24 protein-coding genes and 1 pseudogene are annotated in these 25,381 nt (G+C 57.7%); 10 read left to right on the forward strand and 15 right to left on the reverse strand.

Annotated elements, in window-relative coordinates; all coding sequences use genetic code 11:
• Positions 1–112: 112 nt before the first annotated feature.
• From prpF to ACYASS_RS20100, 5 genes are all read right to left on the reverse strand, one after another.
• Complete coding sequence (gene prpF / locus ACYASS_RS20080) at positions 113–1,294, reverse strand: 2-methylaconitate cis-trans isomerase PrpF (RefSeq protein WP_463587404.1); 1,182 nt, start codon at positions 1,292–1,294, stop codon at positions 113–115.
• A 139-nt stretch (positions 1,295–1,433) separates the two neighbouring features.
• Positions 1,434–4,028, reverse strand: coding sequence for a Fe/S-dependent 2-methylisocitrate dehydratase AcnD (gene acnD / locus ACYASS_RS20085; RefSeq protein WP_463587405.1), 2,595 nt, complete (start codon positions 4,026–4,028; stop codon positions 1,434–1,436).
• Between the two features lie 158 nt (positions 4,029–4,186).
• A complete protein-coding gene (prpC, locus tag ACYASS_RS20090; protein WP_463587406.1) occupies positions 4,187–5,314 on the reverse strand; it encodes a bifunctional 2-methylcitrate synthase/citrate synthase in 1,128 nt (375 codons plus the stop codon).
• A gap of 133 nt (positions 5,315–5,447) precedes the next feature.
• On the reverse strand, positions 5,448–6,341 hold the full coding sequence (prpB, locus tag ACYASS_RS20095) for a methylisocitrate lyase (RefSeq protein ID WP_243247267.1): 894 nt from the start codon (positions 6,339–6,341) through the stop codon (positions 5,448–5,450).
• 28 nt (positions 6,342–6,369) lie between these two features.
• Complete coding sequence (locus ACYASS_RS20100; RefSeq protein WP_463587407.1) at positions 6,370–7,089, reverse strand: GntR family transcriptional regulator; 720 nt, start codon at positions 7,087–7,089, stop codon at positions 6,370–6,372.
• Between ACYASS_RS20100 and ACYASS_RS20105 the strand changes: the two genes are divergently transcribed.
• From ACYASS_RS20105 to pabB, 5 genes are all read left to right on the forward strand, one after another.
• The gene (locus ACYASS_RS20105; RefSeq protein ID WP_463587408.1) at positions 7,089–7,379 is read left to right on the forward strand and encodes a hypothetical protein; all 291 of its coding nucleotides are present in this window, start codon (positions 7,089–7,091) and stop codon (positions 7,377–7,379) included. The genes ACYASS_RS20100 and ACYASS_RS20105 overlap by 1 nt on opposite strands.
• A 45-nt stretch (positions 7,380–7,424) precedes the next feature.
• Positions 7,425–7,961, forward strand: coding sequence for a retropepsin-like aspartic peptidase RloA (gene rloA / locus ACYASS_RS20110; RefSeq protein ID WP_122664594.1), 537 nt, complete (start codon positions 7,425–7,427; stop codon positions 7,959–7,961).
• 4 nt (positions 7,962–7,965) lie between these two features.
• Complete coding sequence (gene rloB / locus ACYASS_RS20115; protein ID WP_463587409.1) at positions 7,966–9,519, forward strand: osmotic stress tolerance membrane protein RloB; 1,554 nt, start codon at positions 7,966–7,968, stop codon at positions 9,517–9,519.
• Complete coding sequence (locus ACYASS_RS20120) at positions 9,519–10,496, forward strand: alpha-L-glutamate ligase-like protein (RefSeq protein ID WP_463587494.1); 978 nt, start codon at positions 9,519–9,521, stop codon at positions 10,494–10,496. Before rloB ends, ACYASS_RS20120 begins: the two co-directional genes overlap by 1 nt.
• A 107-nt stretch (positions 10,497–10,603) precedes the next feature.
• On the forward strand, positions 10,604–11,947 hold the full coding sequence (gene pabB / locus ACYASS_RS20125; RefSeq protein ID WP_463587410.1) for an aminodeoxychorismate synthase component I: 1,344 nt from the start codon (positions 10,604–10,606) through the stop codon (positions 11,945–11,947).
• Positions 11,948–11,958: 11 nt separating this feature from the next.
• Here pabB and thrH read toward each other — a convergent pair whose 3' ends face one another.
• Entirely contained in the window at positions 11,959–12,576 is a 618-nt protein-coding gene (thrH, locus tag ACYASS_RS20130) for a bifunctional phosphoserine phosphatase/homoserine phosphotransferase ThrH (RefSeq protein WP_463587411.1), read from the reverse strand.
• A 132-nt stretch (positions 12,577–12,708) separates the two neighbouring features.
• Between thrH and ACYASS_RS20135 the strand changes: the two genes are divergently transcribed.
• On the forward strand, positions 12,709–13,443 hold the full coding sequence (locus tag ACYASS_RS20135; protein WP_463587412.1) for a phosphoadenylyl-sulfate reductase: 735 nt from the start codon (positions 12,709–12,711) through the stop codon (positions 13,441–13,443).
• Positions 13,444–13,572: 129 nt separating this feature from the next.
• On the opposite strand, the gene cysB is transcribed toward ACYASS_RS20135, so the two are convergent.
• The 5 genes and pseudogenes from cysB to ACYASS_RS20160 all read right to left on the reverse strand — a co-directional run bounded on the left by cysB (position 13,573) and on the right by ACYASS_RS20160 (position 16,701).
• A complete protein-coding gene (gene cysB / locus ACYASS_RS20140; protein ID WP_122664599.1) occupies positions 13,573–14,547 on the reverse strand; it encodes an HTH-type transcriptional regulator CysB in 975 nt (324 codons plus the stop codon).
• 122 nt (positions 14,548–14,669) lie between these two features.
• Entirely contained in the window at positions 14,670–15,182 is a 513-nt protein-coding gene (locus ACYASS_RS20145) for a universal stress protein (protein WP_463587413.1), read from the reverse strand.
• A 93-nt stretch (positions 15,183–15,275) separates the two neighbouring features.
• Positions 15,276–15,362 (reverse strand): annotated as a pseudogene (locus tag ACYASS_RS20150) (5'-nucleotidase); the annotation flags it as partial.
• Between the two features lie 8 nt (positions 15,363–15,370).
• Positions 15,371–16,327 (reverse strand): putative 2-dehydropantoate 2-reductase, encoded by a 957-nt coding sequence (locus tag ACYASS_RS20155; RefSeq protein WP_463587414.1) that lies wholly within the window; start codon positions 16,325–16,327, stop codon positions 15,371–15,373.
• A 38-nt stretch (positions 16,328–16,365) separates the two neighbouring features.
• Positions 16,366–16,701 (reverse strand): YbbN family protein, encoded by a 336-nt coding sequence (locus tag ACYASS_RS20160; protein WP_243247260.1) that lies wholly within the window; start codon positions 16,699–16,701, stop codon positions 16,366–16,368.
• A gap of 244 nt (positions 16,702–16,945) precedes the next feature.
• Here ACYASS_RS20160 and ACYASS_RS20165 point away from each other — a divergent pair, with 244 nt between their 5' ends.
• Positions 16,946–18,022 (forward strand): 3-deoxy-7-phosphoheptulonate synthase, encoded by a 1,077-nt coding sequence (locus ACYASS_RS20165; protein ID WP_162874239.1) that lies wholly within the window; start codon positions 16,946–16,948, stop codon positions 18,020–18,022.
• A gap of 84 nt (positions 18,023–18,106) precedes the next feature.
• Here ACYASS_RS20165 and ACYASS_RS20170 read toward each other — a convergent pair whose 3' ends face one another.
• Positions 18,107–18,388, reverse strand: coding sequence for a GNAT family N-acetyltransferase (locus ACYASS_RS20170; RefSeq protein ID WP_122664603.1), 282 nt, complete (start codon positions 18,386–18,388; stop codon positions 18,107–18,109).
• A 605-nt stretch (positions 18,389–18,993) separates the two neighbouring features.
• Between ACYASS_RS20170 and ACYASS_RS20175 the strand changes: the two genes are divergently transcribed.
• The gene (locus ACYASS_RS20175) at positions 18,994–19,245 is read left to right on the forward strand and encodes an Lpp/OprI family alanine-zipper lipoprotein (protein ID WP_027902232.1); all 252 of its coding nucleotides are present in this window, start codon (positions 18,994–18,996) and stop codon (positions 19,243–19,245) included.
• 898 nt (positions 19,246–20,143) lie between these two features.
• On the opposite strand, the gene ACYASS_RS20180 is transcribed toward ACYASS_RS20175, so the two are convergent.
• The 3 genes from ACYASS_RS20180 to ACYASS_RS20190 form a co-directional block, all read right to left on the reverse strand.
• On the reverse strand, positions 20,144–21,112 hold the full coding sequence (locus tag ACYASS_RS20180; protein WP_463587415.1) for a L,D-transpeptidase family protein: 969 nt from the start codon (positions 21,110–21,112) through the stop codon (positions 20,144–20,146).
• 84 nt (positions 21,113–21,196) lie between these two features.
• A complete protein-coding gene (locus ACYASS_RS20185; protein ID WP_122664605.1) occupies positions 21,197–21,490 on the reverse strand; it encodes a hypothetical protein in 294 nt (97 codons plus the stop codon).
• 56 nt (positions 21,491–21,546) lie between these two features.
• Positions 21,547–22,152 (reverse strand): arylesterase, encoded by a 606-nt coding sequence (locus ACYASS_RS20190; protein ID WP_463587416.1) that lies wholly within the window; start codon positions 22,150–22,152, stop codon positions 21,547–21,549.
• A 10-nt stretch (positions 22,153–22,162) separates the two neighbouring features.
• Here ACYASS_RS20190 and ACYASS_RS20195 point away from each other — a divergent pair, with 10 nt between their 5' ends.
• Together ACYASS_RS20195 and ACYASS_RS20200 are read left to right on the forward strand one after the other, a co-directional pair.
• Positions 22,163–22,846 carry an ABC transporter ATP-binding protein gene (locus ACYASS_RS20195; RefSeq protein ID WP_463587417.1) on the forward strand — a complete coding sequence of 228 codons (684 nt, stop codon included), beginning with the start codon at positions 22,163–22,165 and terminating at the stop codon, positions 22,844–22,846.
• Positions 22,846–25,353 carry an ABC transporter permease gene (locus tag ACYASS_RS20200; RefSeq protein WP_463587418.1) on the forward strand — a complete coding sequence of 836 codons (2,508 nt, stop codon included), beginning with the start codon at positions 22,846–22,848 and terminating at the stop codon, positions 25,351–25,353. The genes ACYASS_RS20195 and ACYASS_RS20200 overlap by 1 nt, the downstream gene beginning before the upstream one ends.
• Positions 25,354–25,381 lie beyond the last annotated feature (28 nt).

Here is a 25,381-nt window from a genome sequence, read left to right on the forward strand (position 1 = left end):
TGGAAAGCTGCAAGAGCGGTGATTCAGGGTTGATCGCTTCGCAGCCTTCGGCAGCTCCTACAGGCCGCATGTTTGCCGCGAGACAACCCGGAGGGCAGTTCCAGGTCGTGTGTTACTCGGGAACCCGCACCCACCCTTCCATTAACACCCGGGCGCTACGGCTCATGATGGCCTTGGTGACTTTCCACTCACCGTTAATTTGCTGTGCCTGAGCACCAACCCGCAATGTGCCCGAGGGGTGCCCAAAACGTACGGCCTCCCGCTCCACTCCGCCTGCGGCGAGATTAACCAGCGTGCCCGGAATCGCGGCCGCCGTGCCGATAGCTACCGCAGCAGTGCCCATCATGGCGTGGTGCAGTTTGCCCATGGACATCGCACGCACCAACAAATCGATGCTGCTGGCCGCCACCGGCTTGCCGCTCGACGCAGTGTAGTCGGCAGGCCCGGCCACAAACGCCACTTTTGGCGTGTGCTGACGAGTCACAGCCTCGTCCAGATGCTTGATCAGGCCCATGCGCAGCGCGCCATGGGCTCGAATCGCTTCGAACATCGCCAAGGCTTTCGGATCGCCATTGATATCGCCCTGCAACTCGCTACCGGTGTAGCCGATGTCGCGTGCGTTAACGAAAATCGTCGGGATCCCGGCATTGATAAAAGTCGCCTGAAACGTGCCGATACCCGGTACTGCCAGCTCATCCACCAGATTGCCAGTGGGGAACATCGAACCGCCCTCACCCTCCTCGTCGGCTGCCGGATCGAGAAACTCCAGACGTACTTCGGCGGCGGGAAACGTCACGCCATCCAGTTCGAAATCGCCGGTTTCCTGCACCACGCCATCGGTCATCGGCACATGGGCAATGATCGTCTTGCCGATATTGGCCTGCCAGATGCGCACGACGGCGATGCCATTTTGCGGAATGCGCAAGGCCTCTACCAAGCCGCTGCTAATCGCGAAAGGGCCTACTGCCGCAGAAAGGTTGCCGCAGTTGCCACTCCAGTCGACGAAAGGCTTATCGATGGAAACCTGGCCAAACAGATAATCCACGTCATGATCCACGCGACTGCTGCGCGATACGATGACAGTTTTGCTGGTGCTGGAGGTTGCCCCGCCCATGCCGTCGATCTGCTTCTCATAGGGATCAGGGCTGCCAATAACCCGCAGCAGCAAAGCGTCACGCGCAGCGCCGGGGACCTGCGCGCTTTCGGGCAAGTCGGCAAGGTTGAAGAAAACGCCTTTGCTGGTACCGCCACGCATGTAAGTGCCGGGGATTTTTATTTGTGCTTTATGAGTCATGAAATCGTTGTCCTGTGGGCGAGCCCGCCCCCTGTAGGAGCCAACTTGTTGGCGAAGCGGCCTGTCTGATGAAACGCCTCGCGAACAAGTTCACTCCTACAGGGAATTTGCGTCGCCTTTAAAAAGGGCATGCCAATATTCAAACCACCTCGGCCGCCTCAAGAAAGTCCTGCGCAAAACGCTGCAAAACGCCACCTGCTTCGTAGATCGAAACCTCTTCGGCGGTATCAAGGCGGCAGGTAACGGGCACTTCAACTCGCTCACCGTTCTTGCGATTGATCACCAGCGTCAGGGTACTGCGCGGAATACGCTCGCCGATCACGTCGAAGGTTTCGCTGCCATCAATTCCCAGCGTATGCCGATCGACACCCGACTTGAACTCCAGCGGCAGCACGCCCATGCCTACCAGATTGGTGCGGTGGATACGCTCGAAACCTTCTGCAGCAATGGCTTCGACGCCCGCCAGCCGCACGCCTTTGGCCGCCCAGTCACGGGATGAACCCTGGCCGTAGTCAGCTCCGGCAATGATGATCAGTGGCTGCTTACGCTCCATGTAGGTTTCGATGGCTTCCCACATCCGCGTGACCTGCCCCTCCGGTTCGACGCGAGCCAGAGAACCCTGCTTGACCTTGCCGTCGATACGGACCATCTCGTTGAGCAGTTTAGGGTTGGCAAACGTCGCGCGCTGGGCCGTGAGGTGATCTCCGCGGTGGGTCGCATAAGAGTTGAAGTCCTCTTCGGGCAAGCCCATTTTGGCCAGGTACTCCCCGGCAGCACTGTCGAGCATGATGGCGTTCGAAGGTGACAGATGATCGGTGGTGATGTTGTCGCCCAACACCGCCAGCGGGCGCATCCCCTTCAAAGGACGGGCACCGGCTAATGCGCCCTCCCAATAAGGTGGGCGCCGAATGTAAGTGCTCGGTGCACGCCAGTCGTAAAGGGGTTTGACCTGCTCGCCATTGTCCGCCTTGATCTCGAACATCGGAATGTAGACCTGACGGAACTGGTCCGGCTTGACGCTGGCCTTGACCACCGCATCGATTTCTTCATCGCTGGGCCAGATATCTTTCAGGGTGACCGGATTGCCCGCTCTATCGGTGCCGAGCACGTCCTTCTCGATATCAAAACGAATGGTGCCAGCGATTGCATACGCAACCACCAACGGCGGCGAAGCAAGAAAGGCCTGCTTGGCATAAGGGTGAATGCGCCCATCGAAGTTGCGGTTACCGGACAGCACTGCCGTGGCGTAAAGATCGCGGTCGATGACCTCCTGCTGGATAACCGGGTCCAGCGCACCACTCATACCGTTACAGGTCGTGCAGGCAAAACCGACGATACCAAAGCCCAGCGCTTCCAGTTCCGGCAGCAGGCCAGCATCTTCCAGGTACAACTGCACGGCTTTGGACCCTGGGGCCAGAGACGACTTGACCCAGGGTTTGCGGGTCAGGCCAGCGGCATTGGCGTTGCGCGCCAGCAACCCTGCGGCGATTACGTTGCGCGGGTTACTGGTGTTGGTGCAACTGGTAATGGCCGCAATGATTACTGCGCCGTCAGGCATCAGGCCCGGTTCGTTTTCCACGACACCGGAAATCCCCATGGCCGCCAGCTCGGAGGTCGGCACGCGGCGATGGGGGTTGGAAGGCCCGGCGATATTGCGCACCACGCTGGACAGATCGAACCTCAGCACCCGCTCGTATTCGGCGGTTTGCAGGCTGTCTGCCCACAATCCCATCTGTTTTGCGTAGGTCTCGACCAGTTTGACCTGCTCCGGATCGCGCCCCGTCAGGGTCAGGTAATCAAGCGTTTGCTGGTCGATGTAAAACATCGCAGCCGTCGCGCCGAATTCCGGGGTCATATTGGAAATAGTCGCCCGATCCCCCAGCGTCAACGCGTTAGCCCCCTCGCCGAAAAACTCCAGGTAAGAAGACACGACTTTCTCGGCCCGCAGGAACTCGGTAACAGCCAGTACGATGTCGGTCGCGGTGATTCCCGGCTGACGCTTGCCCACCAACTCCACACCGATGATATCCGGCAGGCGCATCCATGATGCCCGACCGAGCATCACGCTCTCGGCCTCAAGCCCGCCGACACCAATGGCGATCACCCCCAGCGCATCCACATGGGGCGTGTGGCTATCAGTGCCCACCAGCGTATCCGGGAACGCCACGCCATCCAGCGCATGCACCACCGGCGACATCCGCTCCAGATTGATCTGGTGCATGATGCCGTTGCCGGGCGGGATCACGTCGACGTTCTTGAAGGCTTTTTTGGTCCAGTTGATGAAGTGAAAACGGTCCTCGTTGCGCCGATCCTCAATGGCCCTGTTTCGCTCGAAAGCGTCCGCCTCGAAGCCACCGTGCTCGACCGCCAGAGAATGATCGACAATCAACTGCGTCGGCACGACGGGATTGACCAGCGACGGGTCTCCCCCTTGCAAGGCAATGGCGTCACGCAACCCCGCAAGGTCTACCAGCGCGGTCTGACCCAGGATGTCATGGCACACGACGCGCGCCGGAAACCACGGGAAATCCAGATCGCGCTTGCGCTCGATCAGTTGCTCAAGGGAGGCGCTCAGGGTGGCCGGATCGCAGCGCCGCACCAGATTCTCCGCGAGCACGCGCGAGGTGTAGGGCAAGCCGTTATAAGCACCCGGTTTGATCGCATCGACCGCCTCACGGGCATCGAAGTAATCCAGTGAAGTGCCGGGCAAGGGTTTGCGGTGTTCTGAATTCATGGCGCAGGACAACTACCTAATTTGGAGTGCTTTTACTGTAGGAGTGAGCTTGCTCGCGATAGCGTCATGTCAGACGATAATTTATCAACCGATCTGCCGTTATCGCGAGCAAGCTCACTCCTACAAGTCCAGTGTTGGGTCAGCAATAACGTTTATAGTCAGCGCTTTTCGATGCTCACAAAACTGCGCTGCTCAACGCCGACGTATTCAGCGCTGGGTCGGATAATGCGGTTGTTGGCGCGCTGCTCGAAGACATGCGCAGCCCAGCCAGTCAGGCGCGAGCAGACGAAAATCGGCGTGAAGAGCTTGGTCGGGATGCCCATGAAGTGGTACGCAGACGCATGGTAGAAGTCAGCGTTGGGAAACAGCTTTTTCTGCTCCCACATGGTTTTGTCGATGGCTTCGGACACCGGATACAACACGGTATCGCCCGCTTCGTCAGCCAGCTGTTTCGCCCAGCCCTTGATCACTTCGTTGCGTGGATCCGACTCTTTATAAATCGCATGGCCGAAGCCCATGATCTTGTCTTTGCGCTCGAGCATACCGAGGGTGCCTTTGACCGCCTCTTCGGCCGAGCCAAACTTCTCGATCATGTCCATCGCCGCTTCGTTCGCCCCGCCGTGCAATGGGCCACGTAACGTACCGATGGCCGCAGTGATGCACGAGAACAGGTCGGACAGCGTCGATGCACACACGCGCGCGGTGAAAGTCGACGCGTTGAATTCGTGCTCCGCATAAAGGATCAGCGACACGTCCATGACCTTGCAGTGCAGCTCGCTGGGCTTCTTGTCCAGCAACAGGTGCAGGAAATGCGCGCCTATGGAGTTTTCGTCAGTCACGCAATCGATTCGTTTGCCGTCATGACTGAAGCGGTACCAGTAGCACATGATCGCCGGGAACGCGGCGAGCAGGCGGTCGGTGGAATCGCGCTGTTGCTCGAAGCCGGTTTCCGGCTCCAGGGTGCCGAGCATTGACGCGCCAGTACGCATCACGTCCATCGGATGCGTGTCCGCCGGAATTCGTTCAAGCACTTCTTTCAAGGCTTGCGGCAGGTCGCGAAGTTTTTTCAGCTTCGCCAGATACGTGTCCAGTTGCGCTTGAGTCGGCAATTCGCCGTACAGCAACAGGTAGGCAACTTCTTCGAAACGGGCTTCGGCAGCCAGCTCTTTCACATCGTAACCACGGTAGGTCAAACCGGCACCGGTCTGGCCCACGGTAGACAAGGCAGTCTGTCCGGCAACCTGGCCACGCAGGCCAGCGCCACTCAATACTTTTGCTTCAGCCATTGCTCTCTCCAATCTTGGATTTTTTAGGGATTTGGCAATTCAGATCATCATGTTCTGTAGGAGCTGCCGCAGGCTGCGAAGCTTTCATCCTGACATACCGCCATCGCAGCCTTCGGCAGCTCCTACAGGAAAATCACCCCTTCTTCTGCGCAAACAGCGCATCGAGCTTTTGCTCAAAGGTGTGGTAATCAATTGCGTCATACAGCTCCATCCGAGTCTGCATGGTGTCGACCACATTTTTCTGGCTGCCATCCCGGCGAATCGCGCCGTAGACGTTTTCCGCAGCTTTGTTCATGGCGCGGAATGCCGATAAAGGATAGAGCACCAGAGAAACATCGGCGCTGCGCAGCTCATCCACGGTGAACAGCGGTGTGGCGCCAAACTCGGTAATGTTGGCCAGAATCGGCGCTTTGACCCGGGAGGCAAACAGCTTGTACATGTCCAGCTCGGTGATGGCTTCGGGGAAGACCATGTCGGCACCGGCCTCGATGCATGCTGCAGCACGCTCAAGGGCTGATTCCAGCCCCTCCACTGCCAGTGCATCAGTGCGGGCCATGATCACGAAACTGTCGTCGGTGCGAGCATCGACTGCGGCCTTGATACGATCGACCATTTCCTGTTGGGTAACGATTTCTTTATTTGGACGATGGCCGCAACGCTTGGCCCCCACCTGGTCTTCAATGTGGATCGCCGCCGCGCCGAACTTGATCATCGAGCGCACGGTGCGTGCCACGTTAAAGGCCGAAGAGCCAAACCCCGTATCGACGTCTACGAGCAAAGGCAGATCGCAGACATCGGTGATACGCCGTACGTCAGTCAGTACGTCATCCAGACCGGTAATCCCTAGATCGGGAATCCCCAACGATCCGGCAGCCACTCCGCCACCGGACAGATAAATAGCCTTGAACCCGGCGCGCTTGGCCAGCAACGCATGATTGGCATTGATCGCACCTACCACTTGCAACGGCTGTTCGCTGGCAACCGCATCACGAAAACGCTGGCCTGGAGTGGTTTTATTGGAATTCATTGTTCACCTCGGGTTGGAGCAGGCTTTTCTAGGGCCGCTGATCTGAATGCGGGTCTAAATGCTGATCTAAATAGTGCCGTTCGATGTTGCGTTTGGACGCAGCGATGTGACGGCGCATCAACAGTTCGGCCAACTCGCCGTCACGGTCGGCGATGGCGTCGAGAATACGATGGTGTTCGGCAAATGCCTGGCGGGGCCGGTTAGGCGTTGCCGAGAACTGGATACGGTACATGCGCACCAGCTGATAAAGGTCGCCGCAAAGCATTTGCGTCAGGGTGCGATTACCGCTGCCCTGAATGATCCGATAGTGGAAATCGAAATCACCTTCCTGCTGGTAGTAGCCAACGCCCGCTTGAAAGGCTGCGTCGCGCTCGTGGGTGTCCAGCACCTGGCGCAGCTCGTCGATTTCCTGTGCCGTCATGCGTTCGGCTGCCAGGCGACATGCCATGCCTTCCAGCGACTCACGGATTTCGTAGAGTTCGATCAACTCGGCATGACTCAGGGAAACGACCCGAGCGCCCACATGCGGTACACGTACCAGCAGACGCTGGCCTTCCAGACGATGGATGGCCTCACGCAAGGGACCACGACTGATGCCGTAAGTGCGTGCCAGTTCAGGCTCGGAAATCTTGCTGCCGGGGGCGATCTCGCCTTTGATGATCGCTGCCTGAATGCGACGGAAGACGTTTTCGGAAAGCGTTTCCGAATCATCTGTCACTGAAGCAGCACTTTCGGCCGAATCCAACATTGTCGACACCATTGAATTTATTTGAGCTAAAAGTAGCCCTGGAACGCCAATCAGTCAAAGAAAATCCTGCAGGTGTCGACAATACCATTGCAAGCTACGGCTTGTGGGAGCTGGGCTTGCCCGCGATGAAAGCACCACAACATTTAGATATTGAGGCGCTTATCGCGGGCAAGCCCGGCTCCCACAGAAGCACTGCTCACAGGATCATCGCAGTGAGCGAGACGCACCTTCATGCTAGAATGCCGCCCCAGCTGATCGTCAGTAATAGCACTGCGCCAGCCACTAAATGACTCAGGGTCGACGTCTGGATGACCGCCCTTAATGTGCCAGGATCTATGACTTTCAAAGCCCTTCCCGCCCTGCTCTGTCTCCTCCTGTTATCCGTTAACGCTCTGGCGGCGGACAAGACCGTCTACGGTCTGAACGAGTACGCCCAACTCAACGATATCGACCTGCAAGTCGCCGCCAAACTCGACACCGGCGCCAAGACTGCTTCACTGAGCGCTCGGGACATCAAACATTTCAAGCGCAACGGTGAGACCTGGGTACGTTTTTATCTGGCAATCGATGATGCCCATGCGCACCCCATTGAACGGCCACTGGCCCGGGTCAGCAAGATCAAACGGCGCGCCGATGATTACGATGCAGACGATGATAAAAAGTACACCGCGCGCCCGGTTATCAGCCTTGATGTGTGCATGGGTGCATCTTTACGCACGATAGAAGTGAACTTGACCGACCGAAGTGCTTTCCAATACCCGCTTTTGATCGGCTCCGAGGCGTTGAAACGCTTTGATGCGCTGGTCGACCCAAGCCTTAAGTACGCAGCGGGCAAGCCTGGCTGTGAAATCACTGCTCAAACCACCGAGTAAACCAATGCGCTCTCTGACTCTGCATCTGAAAATCCTGATTGGCGTCCTGGTGACCCTGGGAATCGCAATCACGGCCTATCAGATTCTGGCGCTCGGCATTCCGGTGACCGAGGACGAAACCGACGACCTGTGGAATATCGATGCCAAGGTCGAATTCGTCGCCAACAACAATAAGGATTCGGTAAAGGTCCAGATGTTCGTCCCGCCCCTGGCGCGAGACTTCATCAGCCTGAACGAAAGCTTCATCTCCAATAACTACGGGGTCAGCGTCAACCGTGTCGATGGCAACCGCAAGGTGACCTGGTCGGCGCGCCGCGCAACCGGCAACCAGACGCTGTATTACCGCCTGGTACTGACCAAGCGCTATAGCGGAGAAAGGCTGAAGACCAAAGGCCCGATATTCCGCGACAGCATTGCCGTCGAGGGTCCGGAAAAAGTCGCCGCCGAAGCGCTGCTTGCCCCTATTCGTCAGCACTCTGCAGACGTTGAAACCTTCATCACTGAAGCCATCAAACGGGTCAACAACCTCAATGATGACAACGTGAAATTGCTGCTGGCCGGTGATACCTCCAGCTCCAATAAAGCGCGCATCACCGAATTGCTGCTGTCCATCGCTCACGTACCGATGGAAAAAGTCCACACCATCCGCCTTGTCGCTGACCAGCCACAGAGTCCCGAGCTATGGTTGCGCAGTTTCAACGGCAAGGATTGGCTCTACTTCAATCCGGACACGGGTGAAAAGGGTCTGCCTGACGATCGTCTGTTGTGGTGGACGGGCGACGAGAACCTGATTACCGTCGATGGCGGCAGAAAAGCCGTCGTCACCTTCAGCCTCAACAACAGCGAGATGAACGCGATCCGTCTGGCCCAGTTGACCGATGCCAGCACTGACGCCGACTTCCTCGAATATTCGTTGTATGGCCTGCCGCTGGAAACCCAACACACCTTCATGATCATGGTCATGATCCCGATCGGTGTACTGGTCATTCTGGTCTTGCGCAACCTGATTGGCCTGCAGACCCTGGGTACGTTTACCCCGGTACTGATCGCTCTGGCCTTCAGGGAAACCCAGCTGGGATTCGGCATCATCCTGTTTACAGTGATCACCGCGCTTGGCCTGTCGTTACGCTCGTATCTGGAACACTTGAAGCTGCAAATGCTGCCCCGCCTGTCGGTGGTTCTGACGTTCGTAGTGGTACTGATTGCAGCCATCAGCGTACTCAGCCACAAACTCGGCCTGGAGCGCGGCCTTTCGGTGGCGCTGTTCCCGATGGTGATTCTGACGATGACCATTGAACGCTTGTCGATTACCTGGGAAGAACGTGGTGGCGGTCATGCCATGAAAGTCGCCATCGGCACGCTGTTCGCCGCTTCTCTGGCGCACATCATCATGAGCGTGCCGGAGCTGATCTACTTTGTCTTCACCTTCCCGGCAGTGCTGTTGATTCTGGTGGGCTTCATGTTGGCAATGGGTCGCTATCGCGGTTATCGCCTGACTGAACTCGTTCGTTTCAAGGCCTTCCTCAAGGAAGAATCCAAGCAAGAAGAAGCCAAATGATCGGCCTCTGGAAAACCTGGAAGGCCCTGGAAGCCCGGGGCATCATGGGCATCAACCGGCGTAATGCCGATTACGTGCTCAAGTACAACAAGCGCAGCCTGTATCCGATTGTTGATGACAAGATCATCACCAAGGAACGGGCCATTGCCGCGGGCATCAATGTGCCAGAAATGTACGGGGTCATCTCCACCGAGAAGGAGATCGACAAGCTCGACGAGATCATTGGCGGGCGCAGCGATTTCGTGATCAAGCCCGCTCAGGGCGCAGGCGGCGACGGCATCCTGGTCATCGCCGATCGTTTCGAAGATCGCTATCGTACCGTTTCCGGGCGCATCGTCAGCCACTCGGAAATCGAGCATCAGGTGTCAAGCATCCTCACCGGGCTTTACTCCCTGGGCGGTCACCGGGATCGGGCGCTGATCGAATACCGGGTCACCCCGGATCAGATTTTCAAAAGCATCAGTTACGAAGGCGTGCCGGACATCCGCATTATCGTGCTCATGGGCTACCCGGTAATGGCCATGCTGCGCCTGCCAACCCGGCAGTCCGGCGGCAAAGCCAACCTCCATCAGGGCGCTATTGGCGTCGGTGTAGACCTGGCCACCGGCATCACCCTGCGCGGCACCTGGCTGAACACCATCATCACCAAGCACCCGGACACCACCAACGCGGTGGACGGCGTACAGCTGCCGAACTGGGATGGTTTCATGAAGCTGGCTGCCGAGTGTTATGAGCTGTGTGGGCTAGGCTATATCGGCGTTGACATGGTGCTCGACCAGGAGCACGGGCCGCTGATCCTCGAACTCAACGCCCGCCCCGGTCTGAATATTCAGATTGCCAACGACTGCGGGTTGACTCACAGGACCCAGGCTGTCGAAGCAAGGCTGGAACAACTGGCGCTTAACGGCGAACAGGAAACACCTGAACAGCGCTTGCAGTTTGTCCAGGAGTTGTTCGGTCACGTACCGCCACAATAAAAAGCTGGATACACGCGTCATGTGAAGGGCGATTCCGACGTTCCACTAGGAGTGGCCCCGACGGAGGACTACAATCCCCACCCCGCGCTCCGAACCGACACTCTCGAATGCCTGATTGCTCACTCTATCCGCTGCCCTACTCCCCCGACCCGGCAGCCTGGTTTCAACGCATCCGCCACGCACCGGGCGCAGTGCTGCTGGACAGCGGCCGCCCCGCTGCCGAACGTGGACGCTTCGATCTGCTGAGTGCCTGGCCTTTGCAGACCTTCCTGCCGGACGATAGAGAAACCGGCAGTGAGTTTTTCCAGCGCTTGCGCACAGGCTTGAACACCCTGGGTCACGCCCAATTACCCTCGGACTGCGAGCTGCCTTTTGCAGGTGGTCTGATCGGCTATCTGAGTTACGACTTCGGTCGCCGTCTGGAAGCGCAATCCGGTGCGGCGCTTGATGATCTGCAACTTCCCGATGCGCGTCTGGGGTTGTACGCCTGGGCGCTGATCAGTGATCACCAGCAGCACACCAGCCAACTGGTGTTTCATCCATCGCTGGTGGATAGCGAGCGTCAGCGGCTGACCGAGCTATTCAGCCAACCGCATGAGTCCGGGCCAGGCGTCTTCGGCCTGCAAGGTCATTTTGCACCGTCGATCAATGCCGACGCTTATCGTGCCGCCTTCGAAAAGATTCAGGCCTACATTCAGGCAGGCGACTGTTACCAGGTCAACCTCACCCAGCGTTTCCAGGCCCGATACCAAGGCGACTCGTGGACGGCTTATTGCGCGTTGCGCCACGCCTGCCCGACGCCCTTTTCCGGATACCAGGCACTGCCGGGGGGCGATGCTGTGTTGAGCCTTTCACCTGAACGCTTTGTCAGGGTCAGCCATGGGCACGTCGAGACCCGCCCCATCAAAGGCACACGCCCTCGCGGCCAGGACGCTGCGCAAGATCAAACCTACGCACAGGAGCTGCTGTCCAGCACCAAGGATCGCGCGGAAAACCTGATGATTGTCGATCTGCTGCGCAACGATTTAGGCCGCACTTGCAGGATTGGCTCAGTAAAAGTACCTGAGTTGTTCAGCCTGGAAAGCTACCCCAACGTGCACCATCTGGTCAGCAGTGTGGTGGGCGAGCTGGCGAATAATCACGACGCACTGGACTTGATCGCGGGCAGCTTTCCCGGAGGCTCCATCACCGGCGCGCCGAAAATACGCGCGATGCAGATCATTGATGAACTGGAGCCGACCCGGCGCAGCATTTATTGCGGATCATTGATGTATCTGGATGTGCGCGACGAAATGGACAGCTCCATCGCAATTCGTAGCCTGTTGCTTAAAGACGGTAAGGTCTCCTGCTGGGCTGGCGGCGGTATCGTTGCCGATTCGGAGTGCGAGGCTGAATATCAGGAATCGTTTACCAAAGTGCGGGTTTTGCTGGATACCCTGGAAGCGCTTTGAGCTGTTGGAGCTTACAAAGCGAGATCCCGATTCGACGCTTTGATGAACTCTGCCTTCAACGCATCAAAGCTCTGCACTGCCGGGAACTGCGGAAATTCGCGGATCACGTTGTCAGGCGCATGAAACAGAATGCCGACATCAGCCTCGGCCAGCATTGTCACATCGTTATACGAATCCCCCGCTGCAATGACCCGGTAGTACAGGCTCTTGAGCGCCAGCACCGACTGACGCTTGGGGTCCTTCTGACGTAGTTGATAACTCACCACCCGCCCCGTTTCATCAGTGACCAGCCGGTGACACAACAATGTCGGGAAACCGAGCTGGCGCATCAGCGGCTGGGAAAACTCGTAAAACGTGTCAGAGAGAATCACCACCTGGAAGCGCTCTCGCAGCCAGTCGACAAACTCGATGGCACCTTCCAGCGGCTGCAAGGTGCTGATCACCTCCTGAATGTCTGACAGTTTGAAGCCGTGCTCATCAAGAATGCGCAAACGCTGCTGCATCAACACATCGTAATCAGAAACATCCCGGGTCGTTGCACGTAGCGATTCAATGCCGGTCTTCTCGGCAAACTCGATCCAGATCTCCGGGACCAGCACACCTTCCAGGTCCAGACAGGCAATTTCCACAGCACGCTCCATGCAGTCAAAAAAGAGACCGCACTCTAGACGATGCATGGCAAACCGGCCAATTCGCTGAAGGATTTTGTTAACATTCGCCTCATTACGAGCGCCTAAGCGCCATATTTAGGAAACCGCCTGATGAGCACACCCTTCGATGTCGCCGAACTTGCAGCGACCTACGCCAACAAGTCGGCCCAGGACATTCTCAAACTGGCCTTCCAGCACTTCGGTGACGAACTGTGGATTTCGTTCAGCGGCGCCGAAGACGTGGTGCTGGTGGACATGGCCTGGAAACTGAACAAAAACGTCAAGGTGTTCAGCCTGGACACGGGTCGCCTGCACCCGGAGACCTATCGCTTTATCGAGCAGGTTCGCGAGCATTACAAGATCGATATCGAGATCATGACCCCGGATCAGCAAAAGCTCGAACCGTTCGTCAAGGAAAAGGGCTTGTTCAGCTTTTACCGGGACGGTCATGGTGAATGCTGTGGCGTGCGTAAAATCGAACCACTGCGCCGAAAACTGTCTGCCGTGAAGGCTTGGGCAACCGGTCAGCGTCGTGACCAGAGCCCTGGCACCCGCAGCCAGGTGGCGGCACTGGAAATCGACAGCGCATTCTCGACACCCGAGCGCACCCTGTACAAGTTCAACCCGTTGGCACAGATGAGCAGCGAAGAAATCTGGGGCTATATCCGGATGCTTGAACTGCCCTACAACAGCCTGCACGAGCGTGGTTTCATCAGTATTGGCTGTGAGCCTTGCACGCGTCCGGTGCTGCCGAACCAGCATGAGCGCGAAGGTCGCTGGTGGTGGGAAGAAGCGACGCAGAAAGAGTGCGGATTGCACTCGGGGAATCTGATCGCCAAGGTGTAACGAGATTCCTGTGGGAGCGAATTCATTCGCGAAGGCGGCATTCCAGCCTACAGATCTTCATCTGGAGTACTGGCCTCTTCGCGAATAAATTCGCTCCCACAAGGGTCATTGAACCCGATAGCGCATCGATCAATGCACCGGCAATTCCACTCCGTCAAACAGCTCTTCCAGCTCCTGCTTGTTGTGGCACTGGATTGCTTTGGCCATGACTTCGCGGGTCAGGTGCGGAGCGAACTTCTCGATGAAGTCGCACATGAAGCCGCGCAGGAAAGTACCGCGACGGAAACCGATTTTGGTGACGCTTGATTCAAACAGATCGCTGGCATCAAGCATGACCAGATCGTTGTCCAGTTTGGTATCGACGGCCATTTTGGCAACGATGCCGACACCCAGGCCCAACCGTACATAAGTCTTGATCACGTCAGCATCAGCAGCGGTAAACACGACTTTCGGCGTCAGACCGCGATGGCTGAAGGCTTCGTCCAGCTTGGAGCGGCCGGTAAAGCCGAACACATAGGTCACAATCGGGTATTCAGCCAGCAGCTCCAGCGTCAGCTTGGGCACCTTGGTCAATGGGTGACCATGGGGCACCACAACGCAGCGGTTCCAGCGATAGCACGGCATCATCACCAGATCACCAAACAATTCCAGGGCCTCTGTCGCAATGGCGAAATCCACCGTGCCATCTGCAGCCATTTCCGCAATCTGCATCGGCGAACCTTGATGCATGTGCAGCGACACGTCCGGGTATTGCTTGATGAAATTGCTGATCACCGGCGGCAGCGCATAACGCGCCTGGGTGTGCGTGGTTGCGATCGATAGCGTGCCTTTCTTCTCGTTGGAGAATTCCTGGGCAATCTGCTTGATGCTTTCAACCTTGCGCAGAATCTCGCCAGCCGTAGTAATGATGCGCTCACCGGCCGGGGTAACGCGGGTCAGGTGCTTGCCACTTCGAGCAAAAACCTCAACACCCAACTCATCTTCGAGCAGGCGGATCTGCTTGCTGATGCCAGGCTGAGAGGTATAAAGGCTCTGAGCCGTCGCGGAAACGTTGAGGTCGTGGTGCGCCACTTCCCAGATGTAGCGCAATTGTTGAAGCTTCATATGAATCCCTCAAAGCAGGAAGACGCCCGAGGGCATCAGCGACGGTATATAACTGGATTAATGGTCAGAACGACTTAGCTAGAACTTTTTATCATCTTTAGACGATAAAGGCACGCACGATTTCAATCAGTGAGCCCGCTGGACGTTCGCACGCTCTTGGTACAACCCGGCACCATGTATACCGGCACCTGCGAGAGCTGAAGAACCCGTGCCGCCGTGCGACCTATCGGCGTGGTGGTTTCCACCCCTCGGCTATGGCTGCCAACCACCAGCAAGTCCACCTTGAGCTCATCGGCCTGCTCCAGAATCATATTGCACGGATCGCCCTGTACCACACGTACGGTGCTGATCAGTGCCAAATCCTGATGATCCGCCCCCAACTCGTCACGAAATCCATCAAGGACCTTCTGCTCGATCCCCTCCATGACCGAATTAAGACCCTTGCTGCGAAGATCTTTAAGCGCATCTTCACCCAGATAGCTTTGCAGCACCGACTCGGCGAACAACCCCATTGGCTCCACCACATGCACGACATAGAGCTCGGCCTTGAATGTTCGAGCCAGTGCCAGCGCGTGCTGCATAACATAGGGCGCATAGAGACCAAGGTCTGTGGCATACAGCATCGAACGAATCATGTGCATCCTCCCGAACAGCCAGAATGGCGGAGATGGATTCAGCTTAGCAGCGCACAAACGACTGCGACGGCAATTACCTGCAGGCCGCTGCCGTCAAGCCTTCAGCTCATTATTGATGCCATCGGGCACATGTCCGGTAGCAACCACATCACGAGCCTTCTCGCGGTGACCGGGCTGATCCTGAAGGTTCAGCGATTGCGTGCATCGAGAAACGCCAGAGCCTGATACAGCATGCGCACCTGAGGCATATCGCATCCTGCCTGCATTGCGGCACTCAACGGCTTAGCATAGATAGCCTCTAGCTCTAGCGGGCGCTGCGCCTGATAGTCCAGATACATGCTGGGGTGATAATCCGGCATCTTCTCAGTCATGGCGAACAGGTTTTGCGCGTAGCCCTCAGGCAATACGTGACCACACGCCTGCGCGCCTCGCCCCACTTCATCCATCAGCGCCAGAATCAATGCACGGGTATCAGTGTTCGTCATCAGTTCCGTGGTACCAGCCTGCAGCAAGGCTGATAAGCCGTTGTACGGGATATTCCAGACCAGCTTTTGCCAGCGAGCCTGCTGCAGATTGGTCATGGCCTCGGAGTTCAGACCTGCTGCATGAAACAGGCTTGCACCCTGCTCGACGATTGCCTGGCGAGCCATGTCATCAACAGCCGGGCCACTGTGATAGCCCAGATTGACGCCACCCAGCGCTTGATGCACCACTTTGCCGGGGCCTGCACGATGCACACAGATGAAACACAAACCGCCCAGCAAGTGCAGCGTGTCAGGCAACCTGGCGCGCAAGCTGTCCTCTACCGCCAGACCGTTCTGCAAGACCAACACCTTGGCATTCGGCGCGGCCGCCTGAATGATGGCGGGCGCCAGCGCTGCATTGGCAGTGGACTTGGCTCCAATCAGCAGCCAGTCGCATGGCGGCATATCTGCGGCACTGGAATAAGCCTGAACCGGATTGAGCACCAGCTCGCCATGCACTGCGCTTTGAACATGCAGCCCTTCGCGTGCCACTGCGCTCAGCTCGCTGCGCAAGAGAAAATGCACATCAAACCCGGCTCTGGCCAGCATCACCCCGTAAAAACCGCCGATGGCCCCAGTGCCGATAATGCCGATCCGTGGCTGCTTCAATTCACCCTTCATGTGATACCTCCTGTAAAGACTGTGTAGCCGCGTCGAATTCAAGGCAGCTCGTCAGGCTCGCGACCCAAGGCACCCGCCACTGCCTGGCGCAGATCCTGTCGGGTCAGTTTCGTACGCAACGCGCCGTAAAACTGCCCATCACTGATAAGGAAGAGCGCAGGTAAATGAAACACCTCATAACGCGCCACCGCGCCGCCGCTGTCGGCAGCATCGATCCAGCATATCCGGTCGATACCTAGATCCAGTAATGGCAGCTGTTGCCGGGCGTAACGACAACTGGCGCAGCCGACGCTGGTAAAGATCAGCAAGGAAGAGCCAGGTAGCTGCAATAACTGCTGGTCGACATCAAAGTCGCTAAGTTCAAGCTGATTCAAATACACCCCCGATCAAGGCGAACACTATCGTTGCCCGCACGGCAGCTTGCAAATGGTGGCAACACACCGCAGACGCGTAAAACCGACCACCAATAGTCCGTGCTGCTCGATAAAGCAGCGTTTGCCCATTGTATCGGCAAGGCCTAACGCGCTAAGGTTCGGTCCCCCGTTTCGCTCAATCATGCCTGGCTTCGCCCCACGGGGTTCGTTGGCGGCCGGCATACGCGACCTGATGAGTAGCACGATGGCTGATTTACCGATTGACGACCTCAACGTTTCCTCCAACGAGACACTGATCACGCCGGATCAGCTCAAGCGTGAAATCCCGCTCACCGCCGCTGCACTGAAAACAGTGAGCCAGGGCCGTGAAGTGGTACGCGACATTCTCGACGGCAAGGATCATCGCCTGTTCATCGTGATCGGGCCGTGCTCGATCCATGACATCAAGGCTGCGCACGAATACGCCGAACGCCTCAAGGCGCTGGCTGCCGAGGTTTCCGACACACTGTATCTGGTGATGCGCGTCTACTTCGAAAAGCCTCGCACCACCGTGGGCTGGAAAGGCCTGATCAACGATCCGTATCTGGACGACTCATTCAAGATTCAGGACGGCCTGCATATCGGCCGTCAATTGCTGCTCGACCTGGCTGAAATGGGCCTGCCGACCGCTACCGAAGCGCTGGACCCGATCTCCCCGCAGTACCTGCAGGACCTGATCAGTTGGTCGGCGATCGGCGCACGGACCACCGAATCCCAGACTCACCGGGAAATGGCTTCGGGTCTGTCTTCGGCAGTGGGTTTCAAGAATGGCACCGACGGCGGCCTGACCGTTGCTATCAATGCACTGCAATCGGTCTCCAGCCCGCACCGTTTCCTGGGCATCAATCAGGAAGGTGGCGTGTCTATCGTGACCACCAAAGGCAATGCTTACGGTCACGTCGTACTGCGCGGCGGCAACGGTAAACCCAACTATGATTCGGTCAGCGTTGCCCTGTGCGAACAGGCGCTGAACAAGGCGAAGATCAAGCCTAATATCATGGTTGACTGCAGCCACGCCAACTCCAACAAAGACCCGGCCCTGCAACCACTGGTCATGGAAAACGTCGCCAACCAGATTCTGGAAGGCAACCAGTCGATCATCGGCCTGATGGTTGAGAGTCATTTGAACTGGGGCTGTCAGGCCATTCCCAAGGATCTGTCGGAACTGCAATACGGCGTATCCGTGACCGATGCCTGCATCGACTGGGAAAGCACCGAAAAAACCTTGCGCAGCATGCACGCCAAGCTCAAGGACGTACTGCCGAAACGCCAACGCGGCTGATTAGCAGCAGAGACGAAAACGCCGAGCAAATGCTCGGCGTTTTTCTGAGTGCCTGCTGGAAACAGGACCCGTTTGAAACAAGCATCAGATCTTGGCGGCCTGACGCTGGTTGCGCTCCATGTAGCGCTCTACATAAGAGCAGGAGGGTATGACCGTGTAGCCGATGCTGTCGGCATAGTCGAGCGCCTGCTCAGTCAGCGCAGCGGCAATCCCCCTGCCCCGCAGAGCATTGGGGACGAAGGTCCGGTAGATATCCAGAGTCTGCTTACCCAGGTCCATGTAGGTCAGGTAAGCACGGTGACCGTCAATGCTGATTTCAAACTGGTGACCGGTCTCATCATGGTGGATGGACAACGCCTCGCTCATCACTACTCCTCGCGGGTCTTGGAATTTGACCCCTACCTTACCGATGTTTTTCCGGCGAAGGAACATCTACGCCACCCCGTGCCTGTTTTGGACACCGAGAAGAGCTTTGCTGATCCCAACAAAAGAGCACCTGCAAATAGTAGGCGTCATTTGGGAATATGCTCAAGCGTATCGACCGCAAAAAGCCGCGACCGAACATCTGATTGATCAGAGCGTTGAACTGAACATTGCCGGAGCTTGTCGATTGAGACGTCGGGGTGAATTGAAAGTCACCTCGACGTAAGCTAAACGTGTGTATGTTCGGCATATACCAAGCGCCAATGGACACCCGCTGACGGGGTAGACGATCCTCGTTTACAACTGTCGGGCTGTTGCCCGCAAGCCTCTGGCTACAGGGGCTGCGCAGGCAACCGCCAGGACAGCTGGATACTTTTCATACAAAACCGGTGGGAAGTAACGCGGAACACTTTCAAAGCGCAGAAAATGTACCGCTTCTTGCGCTTCGTCAGTTTACTTACTACAAACAGTGGGTACTATGTACGCCGGTCATTTTCTCATTTTCGAGAGATGACTAATTTGAAAAAAAGTCCTTGAAGGGGAACACAATGAACAACGCTCTGAAATTTTCTGCTCTGGCTCTGGCAGCAGTTCTGGCTACCGGTTGCAGCAGCGTTTCCAAAGAAACCGAAGCTCGCCTGACCGCTACCGAAGACGCAGCTGCTCGTTCGCAAGCTCGCGCTGACGAAGCGTATCGCAAAGCTGACGAAGCTCTGGCTGCTGCTCAAAAAGCTCAGCAAACTGCTGACGAAGCCAACGAGCGCGCTCTGCGTATGTTGGACAAGGCTAGCCGCAAGTAATAATCCCTTCGGGATTGTTGTTGCAAGAAAGCCGACCTGGTTATCCGGGTCGGCTTTTTTATTGGCTGGGGTTTGGTCGTTTGGTTCTTGTTTGTGGTTTGTGGTTTGTGGTTTGTGGTTTGTGGTTTGTGGTTTGTGTGAGCATATCCGTTATTGGGTAACGGCTGATATTGGTTGCGCTTTTACAGCGCCTCACTTTTGAGAAGCGCAAAAGTAAGCAAAACGCTCTTGCCCCACCACTAGGTGCCTCGCTGTCGCTCGGCATGCCCGTAATCCGACCTTGCTCCGTGGGGCCGCTGCCACCGGCCATCCATGGCCTGAGGCAGCTAAACCGGCATCCCTGCCGGTTTGCCCCACGCAGCAAGGTCGAATTCCGGCCAGCGTGGTTTAACGGGGCGCCTCAGATCAAAATCAAAAGCAGATCAAAAGCAGAACGAAAACGGCGGGATCGCCTCGACCGGTAGGAGCGAACTTGTTCGCGAGACGTCAGCACAGCCAGCACAAATATCGTCTGACACATCGCATCGCAGCCTTCGGCAGCTCCTACAGATGCCCGGAAAGTTCACAAATGAGGTCGGCTGTCAGGCCGCCGCGTTGTTGATTTTGATCTGAGGCGCCCCGTTAAATCACGCTGGCCGAGCGCAGATTCTGAATCGTGGGCAACCCGGCAAGGATGCCGGGTTAGCCGCACCGGGCCATGGATGGCCCATTGCGGCGGCCCACGGTTCAGGATCTGCGGGCGGGTACACCGAGCGACAGCGAGGTGCCTAGTGATGGGGCAAGAGCCTTTTGCTTACTTTTGGGCTCCTTTCAAAAGTGAGGCGCTGTAAAAGCGCAACCAATATCAGCCGTTACCTGACAACGGATATGTACGCAAAAAAACCACATAAAAGAACCATCACTGCAACGGAATCGAATCCTGCACACTAGCAGCCACCGCAGCACCAGGCACCGCGATTTCAACCGGCATACCATCCTCAGCCGCAACCACATCACGCACCAGATCCCAATTCATGCGCAGGTTATTGGCCAGGTCTTCACGCTTGAGCAGCGCATTGATCACCGCCGTGTGCTTATCAACCACCGACGGGTTACCGTTGTCATCCACCGGCGTATGCGCCTCCAGATAAACCTTGCCACCGCTCAAACCAAACTTGTAAGGCTCGGCAATAATCCGCACGGTAGTACCCACCGGCGCCATATCAGCCAGCTCCAGCACGTTGTTGTTATACATACGGAAGCAGCCGTGACTGGTGCGCATGCCAATACCGAACTTCTTGTTCGAACCGTGGATCAGGTAACCCGACATCCCCAGACCAAACTTGAACGGCCCCAGAGGATTGTCCGGACCCGCTGGCACCACGCTTGGCAACGGATCGCCATCAGCAGCGTGCTCTGCGCGGATCGAAGCCGGTGGCGTCCAGGTCGGATTAGGTGTCTTGGCAATCACCTTGGTGACACCAATAGGCGACCCCCAGCCTTCACGACCAATACCCAGCGGATAGGTGTGAACGACGTTCTGACCTTTTGGGTAGTAGTACATCCGGTATTCGGACAGGTTGATCACAATGCCTTCGCGCGGGCCGGGCGGCAGTATGAAACGGGTCGGCAGCACAATCTGGGTACCCGCGCCCGGCAACCAGGGATCGACGCCCGGGTTGGCCGCGATCATTTCCAGATAACCCAGATCGTACTTAGTGCCCAGGTCAGCGAAGGTATCTTCGTATCTGGCAGTAACGGTCTGTACCTGGCCGATGATGTCTTCGCCCGGTGGCGGCAAAGGGAATTCCAAAGCGGAAACGGAGCCCGCCGCACACAGTGCAGCAAGCGACAGGCAGCGGGTAACGGCTGGAATGCGCAACAACATCCGGAAATCCTTGGGCAATACGGCGGGTAGTGAAAGTGGCAAATTGTACACCCAGACCTGCTGGACCGGGAGCCAACCAACAATTTACTCCATGAATCGCAATTCAGGCCAGATCGGGCGGGTGCCCCGCTTCTGCGCTTCGACGATGGCGCGACATAGCGAGCACAACCGCTCATCACGGAAAACCTCGCGTGCGACCAGTGACCAGCGTGGCTGCGCGGGCAGCAACGTCCCGCACAGCGTGCGGTCTACGGTGCCGCCCAGTTCAAGCTGACGAGCAACCAGATGCACTTTGACTTCCTGGCACGCGAACAGATCGAGCTGCTCATCGGGCTCGATCATTTGATAGGCAAACAGCGACCAGGCGGGACGTGGCATGGAGGGCTCCAGATTGGGGGCGCCACCTTAGCCGAAAGCCCCCCGCTAGAAAAGCCTCAAAGCAGCGGTTTTAGCGTCGGCCAGACATTTTCCAGCAACTTTTGCTGGGCACTTGCCGCTGGATGCAATCCGTCAGCCTGCATCAGTTCGGGGACACCGCCCACGCCCTCGAGAAAGAAGGGCACCAGCGGCACTTTCTTCTCGTCAGCCAGATTGCTGTAAACCGCCTTGAATGCATTGGTGTAGCGCGGCCCGTAGTTCGGCGGGATCTGCATTCCCAGCAAAAGCACCCTGGCGCCAGCGTCCCGGGAGCGATCAATCATCGATGCAAGGTTTTGTTGCAATTGAGTTGGCTGCTGGCCACGCAAGCCATCATTGCCCCCCAGCTCAAGGATCACCAGTTCCGGTTTGTGCTCTGCAAGCAGCGCAGGTAGCCGTGCCTGGCCTCCTGCACTGGTATCACCGCTGATAGAGGCATTGATCACTTTATCGGTGAAACCCTCTTGCTTCATGCGCTGCTCAAGCAAGGCTACCCAGCCTACGCGGGTATCCAGGCCGAAAGCTGCGCTGATACTATCCCCAACGATCAATACTGTGCCCGCCGCTGCGCCTTGTGACAGCAACAGCAACCCCAGGCCAGCACTTAAAAACCACGCACGCATCGGATTCTCCATGAGTGAAAGTATTCTCAGTGCTCTGAGCCTCAACAAAGTGGTCCCCAGCACCGAAGGTGACCTGACCATCCTGCACGAACTCTCTCTGGAACTAAACAAGGGCGACAGTCTGGCCATCGTCGGCGCGTCCGGCTCTGGCAAATCAACCCTGCTCGGCCTGCTGGCAGGTCTCGACTTGCCCAGCTCCGGTGCAGTGATTCTGGCGGGACGCAACCTGAGCGAGCTGGACGAAGATCAACGCGCCCGGGTTCGCGCGGAACACGTGGGTTTTGTATTCCAGTCATTCCAGCTGCTCGACAGCCTTAATGCGCTGGAAAACGTCATGCTGCCCATGGAGCTGGAAGGCCGCAAGGACGCCCGCGATCAGGCCAGGAGCCTTCTTGAGCGTGTCGGGCTGAGCAAGCGCCTGACTCATACGCCCCGCCAGTTGTCCGGAGGCGAACAGCAACGGGTCGCCATCGCTCGCGCGTTCGCGGCCGACCCCTCGGTGCTGTTCGCTGATGAACCTACCGGCAACCTGGACAGCCAGACCGGCGAACGTATCAGCGACTTGTTGTTCGAACTGAACAAGGAGCGCGGTACCACGCTGGTACTGGTCACCCACGACGAACGTCTGGCACACCGCTGCCGACGCCTGATCCGTCTTGAAGGTGGCCGTCTGGTCGCCCCACTGGAGCCTTGATGGTACGCCTGCCGTTTCTGCGCCTGCTCACCCTCGCCACCCGCCAACTACTGCGCGACGCCCGCGCGGGTGAATTACGGGTTCTGTTCTTTGCGTTGCTGGTCGCCGTAGCCGCCAGCACCGCCATCGGTTACTTCGGAGCCCGCCTGAATGGCGCGATGCTGTTGCGCGCCACTGAGTTTCTCGGTGCCGATCTGGTGGTGGAAGGCTCAAGCCCGGCCAAGCCTGAGCAGATCCAGGCAGGCGAAGCACTCAAGCTCAAGCATGCGCAAATCGTCGTGTTTTCCACGGTCATTGCAACCGACGCCGGGATCCAGTTATCCAGCATCAAGGCGGTCGACGGTTCATATCCGTTGCGCGGCGAGCTGAAAAGCGCTGCCGACCTTTACCAGCCGGAAGAAGTCAGCCGTGGCCCGAAACCCGGCGAAGCCTGGGCCGAGTCCCGGCTGTTTCCGGCAGTGGATCTGAACGTTGGCGACGATATTGATGTGGGTTCCAAAACGCTCAAGCTGACTCGCGTTCTGACCTACGAGCCTGATCGTGCCGGTAATTTTTATAGCCTGACGCCGCGGGTCATGATCAACATGGCCGACCTGCAAGGTACCGGAGTCGTGCAGCCCGGCAGTCGCGTCAGTTATCGGGAAATGTGGAGCGGCCCGCCTGAAGCGCTTGCCGCTTATCGCAAAGCTATAGAACCTGGCCTGGAGCCGCATCAAGAAATCAAGGACGCCCGTGACGGCAGCCAACAGATTGGTGGCGCGCTCGGCAAGGCTGAACGTTATCTGAATATGGCCAGCCTCGTTGCGGTGCTGCTTGCCGGTGTCGCGGTTGCGCTGTCGGCTGCACGTTTCGCCGTACGCCGTTTTGATGCCAGCGCCCTGATGCGCTGCCTGGGCCTGTCGCGCAATGAAGCGTTGGTGCTGTTCAGTTTACAGCTGGCCATGCTCGGCCTGCTCGCGGCATTGAGCGGCGCATTGCTGGGCTGGCTGGCGCAACTGGCGCTGTTCGGTCTGCTGCATAACCTGCTGCCAGCCACTGTTCCGCCCGGTGGCTTGATGCCCGCCCTGGCGGGTATCGGCACCGGTCTGGTCGCACTCGCAGGTTTTGCCCTGCCACCGCTTGCAGCGTTGGGCCGTGTTCCCCCGCTGCGCGTACTGCGCCGTGACATGCTGCCAATCCCGGCCAGCTCATGGCTGGTCTATGGCGCCGCCCTGCTCGCCCTGGGTTTGATCATGTGGCGCTTGAGCCTTGACCTGGTGCTGACGTTTGCCTTGCTCGGTGGCGGCGTAATTGCTGCGGTAGTGCTTGGCGGCTTGTTGTTGCTGGCCCTGAAAAGTCTGCGACGCCTGTTGGCCCGCGCTTCTCTGCCATGGCGCCTGGGGCTGGGGCAGTTGCTGCGCTATCCCATGGCTGCGGCCGGGCAATCTCTGGCGTTCGGTTTGATTCTGTTGTCCATGGGCTTGATCGCACTGCTGCGCGGCGAACTGCTGGACACCTGGCAAAACCAGCTACCCAAGGATGCGCCGAACTACTTCGTGCTCAATGTACTGCCGGATCAGAAAGACGCCTTCAGTCAGCAGATCAGCAAGCTTTCACCTCATGCAGCTCCCCTCTATCCGGTGGTACCCGGTCGTCTGTTGAACATCAACGATAAGCCGGTGAGCGACTTCGTCACCAAGGATTCCCGCGGGGAAAACGCCACACGCCGCGACCTGAACCTGACGTGGTCGGCAAACATGCCGGAAGGCAACACTCTGACGGCAGGCAACTGGTGGCCTGCCAACGGCGAAACCAGCGCAACTCCAGGGGTTTCGGTAGAGACCAAACTGGCTGAGAGCCTGCAGATCAAACTGGGCGACCGGCTGAACTTCATGGTCGGCGGCATGAGTCGCGAGGCCGCTGTCACCAGCCTGCGTGACGTCAACTGGGACACCTTCCAGCCGAACTTTTTCATCATCTTCCAGCCCGGCACCCTGCAGGATCTGCCCACCACCTACATGACCAGCTTCTATCTGCCTGCTGGCAACGACAAACAGATCGTCGAACTGTCACGCACCTTCCCGGCTATCAGCATTCTGGGCGTCGAAGCACTGCTGGCGCAGGTGCGCAGCATTCTGGATCAGGTCACGCTGGCAGTGCAGTTCGTTCTACTGTTCGTTCTGGCAGCCGGCATCGCCGTGCTGTTTTCAGGCTTGCAGGCGACCCTTGATGAGCGCATTCGCCAAGGTGCGCTCGTACGGGCTTTGGGTGCGGAACGAGCATTGCTGATCAAGGCACGACGCATCGAGTTCGGCCTCCTCGGCGCAGTCAGTGGTCTGCTGGCTGCATTGGGTTGCGAATTGGTGACGTTCGCGCTGTACCGCTACGCCTTTAACCTGGATTGGGCGCCTCACGCCTGGCTGCTGTTGCTGCCAGTGATTGGCGCGTTGCTGGTCGGTGGTGCAGGTGTATTCGGTACCCGCAGAGCGCTGAATGTCAGCCCGCTGACGGTGTTGCGCGATGGCTGATAGACTGCGCGCCCGTGTTCCATACAAC

The organism is Pseudomonas sp. HP_14 (assembly GCF_055283875.1).

Coding starts and splice junctions, on each gene's coding strand:
- prpF (WP_463587404.1), bottom strand. CDS start 1,294: ATGACTCATAAAGCACAAATAAAAATCCCCGGCACTTACATGCGTGGC.
- acnD (WP_463587405.1), bottom strand. CDS start 4,028: ATGAATTCAGAACACCGCAAACCCTTGCCCGGCACTTCACTGGATTAC.
- prpC (WP_463587406.1), bottom strand. CDS start 5,314: ATGGCTGAAGCAAAAGTATTGAGTGGCGCTGGCCTGCGTGGCCAGGTT.
- prpB (WP_243247267.1), bottom strand. CDS start 6,341: ATGAATTCCAATAAAACCACTCCAGGCCAGCGTTTTCGTGATGCGGTT.
- ACYASS_RS20100 (WP_463587407.1), bottom strand. CDS start 7,089: ATGTTGGATTCGGCCGAAAGTGCTGCTTCAGTGACAGATGATTCGGAA.
- rloA (WP_122664594.1), top strand. CDS start 7,425: ATGACTTTCAAAGCCCTTCCCGCCCTGCTCTGTCTCCTCCTGTTATCC.
- rloB (WP_463587409.1), top strand. CDS start 7,966: ATGCGCTCTCTGACTCTGCATCTGAAAATCCTGATTGGCGTCCTGGTG.
- pabB (WP_463587410.1), top strand. CDS start 10,604: ATGCCTGATTGCTCACTCTATCCGCTGCCCTACTCCCCCGACCCGGCA.
- ACYASS_RS20135 (WP_463587412.1), top strand. CDS start 12,709: ATGAGCACACCCTTCGATGTCGCCGAACTTGCAGCGACCTACGCCAAC.
- cysB (WP_122664599.1), bottom strand. CDS start 14,547: ATGAAGCTTCAACAATTGCGCTACATCTGGGAAGTGGCGCACCACGAC.
- ACYASS_RS20145 (WP_463587413.1), bottom strand. CDS start 15,182: ATGATTCGTTCGATGCTGTATGCCACAGACCTTGGTCTCTATGCGCCC.
- ACYASS_RS20155 (WP_463587414.1), bottom strand. CDS start 16,327: ATGAAGGGTGAATTGAAGCAGCCACGGATCGGCATTATCGGCACTGGG.
- ACYASS_RS20165 (WP_162874239.1), top strand. CDS start 16,946: ATGGCTGATTTACCGATTGACGACCTCAACGTTTCCTCCAACGAGACA.
- ACYASS_RS20170 (WP_122664603.1), bottom strand. CDS start 18,388: ATGAGCGAGGCGTTGTCCATCCACCATGATGAGACCGGTCACCAGTTT.
- ACYASS_RS20175 (WP_027902232.1), top strand. CDS start 18,994: ATGAACAACGCTCTGAAATTTTCTGCTCTGGCTCTGGCAGCAGTTCTG.
- ACYASS_RS20180 (WP_463587415.1), bottom strand. CDS start 21,112: ATGTTGTTGCGCATTCCAGCCGTTACCCGCTGCCTGTCGCTTGCTGCA.
- ACYASS_RS20185 (WP_122664605.1), bottom strand. CDS start 21,490: ATGCCACGTCCCGCCTGGTCGCTGTTTGCCTATCAAATGATCGAGCCC.
- ACYASS_RS20190 (WP_463587416.1), bottom strand. CDS start 22,152: ATGCGTGCGTGGTTTTTAAGTGCTGGCCTGGGGTTGCTGTTGCTGTCA.
- ACYASS_RS20195 (WP_463587417.1), top strand. CDS start 22,163: ATGAGTGAAAGTATTCTCAGTGCTCTGAGCCTCAACAAAGTGGTCCCC.
- ACYASS_RS20200 (WP_463587418.1), top strand. CDS start 22,846: ATGGTACGCCTGCCGTTTCTGCGCCTGCTCACCCTCGCCACCCGCCAA.